The organism is Nocardia sp. NPDC003345 (assembly GCF_053589395.1).
The window spans coordinates 1-4275 of sequence record NZ_JBSFRU010000441.1; the positions used below are offsets into that span (position 1 = coordinate 1).

A 4275-nucleotide genomic window follows, 5' to 3' on the forward strand; every position below is an offset into this window, starting at 1 on the left:
GCGTTCGGTGTCGATGGCGAGGCGGCCCGGGAGACCGTCATGTTGTCCACCGAGATGGGCCGATCCGCGGCTCTGCAGGCGGCCCGCCATTCCGCGGCCCGCGCCTACCGCAGCGCGGACGCCCAGGAAGGTCCGGCGGCATTCGCGGCGAAACGACCGCCGCGGTGGAGCGGCGAATAGGTACTCGAAGGATTTCGGGCCCGCTACCCGTCGTGATCCCGGGCGCCGAACACCTCGCGGATTCCTGCCGAGACCGTCCGGGCCACTCGCCGGTGGTCAGCGCGGAGATCGCGGTCCGGATCGGTGGCCCGGGAGATCGCGGATCTTGCGGCAGGGGTTGCCCGCGGCGAAGATTCGCGCCGGGAGATCCTTCGTCACCACGCTCCCGGCCCCGACGACCGTGTTCGCGCCGATCGTGACCCCGGGGCAGACGATGACGCCGCCGCCCAGCCAGACATTGTCGCCGATGGTGATCGGCGCGGCGGTTTCCCAGCGTTGCCGGCGTAGTTCGTGGTCGTCCATCGGATGCAGGGCAGTCAGCAGCTGGGCTCGGGGACCGATGGATACGTCGTCGCCGATGACGACCGGGGCGCAATCCATGACGATCGCGTCGTAGTTCAGGAAGCTGTTGCTGCCCAGCTCGATGAGATAGCCGTAATCGCACTGGAATCGCGGCATGATCCACGATCCGGCACCGATGGATCCGAGCAGTTTCCCGAGGATCTCGTGGCGCGCGGGTCCCGGCCGGCCGTCCTCCGGAACGGGTCGATCCGGCCCGTATCAGCGGGCCGGATCGAAGTGCGGGTCTCGCCGGCGGGAACCCGATCGCCGGGTCCGCCCGCCTGTGCCCGCGACCCTGGCGACCACTACGCGCCAGGGCTGGGGCCTGTTCCGGACCGGCTGCGCTCAGGCCCAGACGACCGCGGCTACCGAGGTGGGCAGCAGACTGATCGAGACCCCTCGGTGGCGCATTTGCGGCCCCGGTGCTTGATCGCTAACCTTGGCGACTGGCGAAAGGGAGGTCGCCAGAACCCCGCAACCGCGAGTGCCGGGCACGGTGCTCCACCGCCAACGTCCAATCCTTTCGGGCTTCGCAGAGGAGAAGGTTGACCTTGGCTCTACCAGGCATGTTCTGGTCGAGCTGAGGACACATCATGTCCTCTCGATCTCGAGCAGAGGGAGGACGAGGTGTCCGAATGGAATCGGTCGCAGTCATCGCAGCAGCTTCGGCGATGTTCGCCGCACTTTCCCGAGTGGTGATCTTCATCTACGCGCTTCGCGGAACTCAACCCGAAGATCGACCGGGCATCATTCGGGCGCTTGCCCGGATGTTCTGCGAGCTTCGCACTGTTCCAGCAGTCCGCGGGAGAAACCGGAGGCCTTCCATGATCGACTCCGAAACTTAGTGCCGTAGCCAACCTGTACACATAGGCGCGGGACACAAGTCGGCTACGGAGTGAGAGGTTCGTTGCGGCGCCGGGTGCGGTTCCCCACAGAGCTCCACTGCAGTGGTGAACGATTTTGTGGCCGTGGCGCGTGAGTTCGTCGCCCGACAGCGTCGCGTTGAACCTGTCGAGCAGCCGTTGGCAGGCGCGGCGACCAGCTCGGGTCGTTTCCCGGTACGGGTCTCCGCGCAGCATTCGCGCTTTCTGAGTCCCCCTGACGGCCGTCCTGCCCGACGGGCCGTCCTCCGGAACGGGTCGATCCGGCCCGTATCCGCGGGCCGGATCGAAGTGCGGGTCTCGCCGGCGGGAACCCGATCGCCGGGCCCGCCCGCCTGTGCCCGCGACCCTAGCCGGCGGTCTCGTCGACGATTTTGATCGCCCACTCCGGGCAGGCGTCCTTGGCGGTGGTGACCGCCTCCTCGAGATCCGCCGGGATCTCGGTGTCGATGGCCTCGGCGTAGCCGTAGTCGTTGAGTGTGAAGACCTCCGAGCACAGCGTGGTGCAGATACCGTGGCCTTTACAGGAGTCCGCGTCGACGATGACCTTCATGGGACCTACCCTTCCGTGCGGTCGAATTCCAGGTGCAGCGACGTGATTCCGCGCAGGATGAACGTCGGCAGGTACGTGTAGTCGCGATTGTCCGCCGGGCCGTGCACGCTTTCGTCGATGCGGATATCGGTGGTGCGCTCGAGCAGCCGTTTGATCGCGACCTTCGCCTCGGCTCGGGCCAGCGGGGCGCCGGGGCAGGTGTGGATGCCGCGGCCGAAGGCGATATGGGAGCGGGCGTTGGACCGCTGGGCGTCGAAGGTGTCCGGATTCTCGAACCGGCGGGGGTCGCGGTTGGCGCCACCGTTGGCGAGCATCAGGACAGTGCCGGCGGGAACCTCGACACCGGCGACCGTGGTGGTCTTCTTCGCCATCCGGAAATCGCCCTTCACCGGGCTCTCCATGCGCAGCATCTCTTCGATGAAGTTGTTGATGCGCTCGTGGTCCGCGCGCAGCCACTGCTGCAGTTCCGCGTCCTCGGCGATCATTTTCAGCGCCGAGGACAGCAGCCGGACGGTGGTTTCCTGCCCGGCCGAGAACAGGTTGGCCGCCACCCGCACCACGTCGAGCACCTCCGGTTGGCTGCCGTCCGGGAAGGTGGCTTCGGCGAGGCTGGTGAGCACGTCGGCGCGCGGGTTGGCGCGCCGATCGTCGATGTATGCGGAAAATTTGGCGTAGAGGAATTCGATGGGGTTGTGCGACATTCCGCCTTCACCCTCGGTGCTGCCCACGGTTTCGGTGCGGTGCGGGTCGCGCTGGAGAGCGTTGAGGAATTCCTGCTGGTCCTCGGTGGGGACGCCGAGCAGATCGGCGATGATGTAGAGCGTGAAGGGCCCGGCGAAATCCCGGATCAGATCGCCCTTTCCGGGCGCGAGATAGTCGTCGAGGACCTTATCGGCCATATCCCACATCGCCTCTTCGTTCTCCTTGAGGCGTTTGGGGGTGATCAGCCGCATGAGCAGACCGCGATGCGCGGTATGGGTGGGCGGATCCAGGGTGGGCAGCTGATCGCTGAGCGGCAGCGTATCGCGGTGCTCGGCGATGAGGGCGTCCACATCCGAGGTTTCGTCGATGGGCACCGGGAAACCGGGGAACGGGCCGGTCACCGAGATGCACGAGGAGTACTGCTCGGCGTCGTTGAGGATCTCGAGCGCTTCGTCGTACCCGGTGACCATCATGACGTTGTGATGCTGTTCCCGGGTAACCGGACATTTATCACGAAGCGCCTGGAAGTATGGGTAGGGGTCGGCTACCAGCTCCTGGCCGAGGAAGAAATCGAGATCCTCGAAATTTTTCACGTGACGGGTCCCTTCGCTTCGCCGGCTCCTACCGCCACGAGCAGCTCCGCCGGTTGACTTTCGCATTTGAGAATATAACTCTCATCTGTGAGTATGAGATTTCCACACGGCGTGCCGTGCGTCAACCGGAGGACCGGACATCATGAACCTCGATCTCACCGCTGACCAGCGGCTCTTCCAGCAGACGACCCGGGAATTCCTGGCCGGGACCGTGCCGGTCGCGACCGTGCGCGCGCTCGGCGAGTCCGGGGCCGGATTCGAGGCGGACTGGTGGCGTTCGGCCACCGAACTGGGCTGGACCGCGATGCTGGTCGCCGAAGAATACGGCGGCGGAACGATTTCCGGGCGTCCGCTCACCGAACTGGCGCTGGTGGCCACCGAACTCGGCCGCGCGTGCGCGCCGGGCCCCTTCGTGACGACCAACGCGGTGCTGGCCGGTCTCGCCGATGTGGGCGAGGGATTCGGCGAGACGGTGGGGGAGATCGCCGCGGGCACACGGATCGCCTCGTGGGCGATCTACGAACCCGGTCGCGGGATGGACATCATCGCCGCGCTCACCGGCCTCGAAGCCGCCGCCGATACGGTGACGGCGGTCGCCGCCGGTACCGGGTACCGCGTGACCGGCGCCAAGGATCGCGTCGAATCGGGCGACCGCGCCGATACCTTCCTGGTGACGGCCCGCGGTCCGGAAGGACCCGTTCAGGTACTGGTTCCCGCGGACGCCCCCGGCGTCTCGATCACCCCGACCTGGACGCTGGATCTGGTCCGGCGCACGGCCCGGGTCGATTTCGATTCGGTGGCGGTACCCGCCGAGGCCGTCACGCATACCGGCGCCGCCGCGACGGCCGCGATCCGCGCCCAGTTGCATACCGCGGCGGTGCTCACCGCCGCGGAGACGGTCGGTGCCACCGACAAGGCCGTCGACGCCACCCTGGGCTGGCTGGCCGACCGTTTCACCTTCGGCCGCCCGCTGAACTCCTATCAG

At 66.9% G+C, this 4275-nt stretch carries 3 protein-coding genes and 2 pseudogenes; 2 read left to right on the top strand and 3 right to left on the bottom strand.

The window, feature by feature from the left end:
- Positions 1-180, top strand: a pseudogene (locus ACWDU1_RS30140) (hypothetical protein); the annotation flags it as partial.
- A 96-nt stretch (positions 181-276) separates the two neighbouring features.
- Here ACWDU1_RS30140 and ACWDU1_RS30145 read toward each other — a convergent pair.
- From ACWDU1_RS30145 to ACWDU1_RS30155, 3 genes and pseudogenes are all read right to left on the bottom strand, one after another.
- Positions 277-732 (bottom strand): annotated as a pseudogene (locus ACWDU1_RS30145) (sugar O-acetyltransferase); the annotation flags it as partial.
- 1059 nt (positions 733-1791) lie between these two features.
- Positions 1792-1995: a ferredoxin gene (locus ACWDU1_RS30150; protein WP_450003663.1), complete on the bottom strand. Its 204-nt coding sequence runs from the start codon at positions 1993-1995 to the stop codon at positions 1792-1794.
- Positions 1996-2000: 5 nt separating this feature from the next.
- A complete protein-coding gene (locus tag ACWDU1_RS30155) occupies positions 2001-3290 on the bottom strand; it encodes a cytochrome P450 (protein ID WP_450003665.1) in 1290 nt (429 codons plus the stop codon).
- A gap of 142 nt (positions 3291-3432) precedes the next feature.
- Between ACWDU1_RS30155 and ACWDU1_RS30160 the strand changes: the two genes are divergently transcribed.
- The coding region (locus ACWDU1_RS30160; RefSeq protein ID WP_450003667.1) for an acyl-CoA dehydrogenase family protein at positions 3433-4275 on the top strand (843 nt) is incomplete at its 3' end.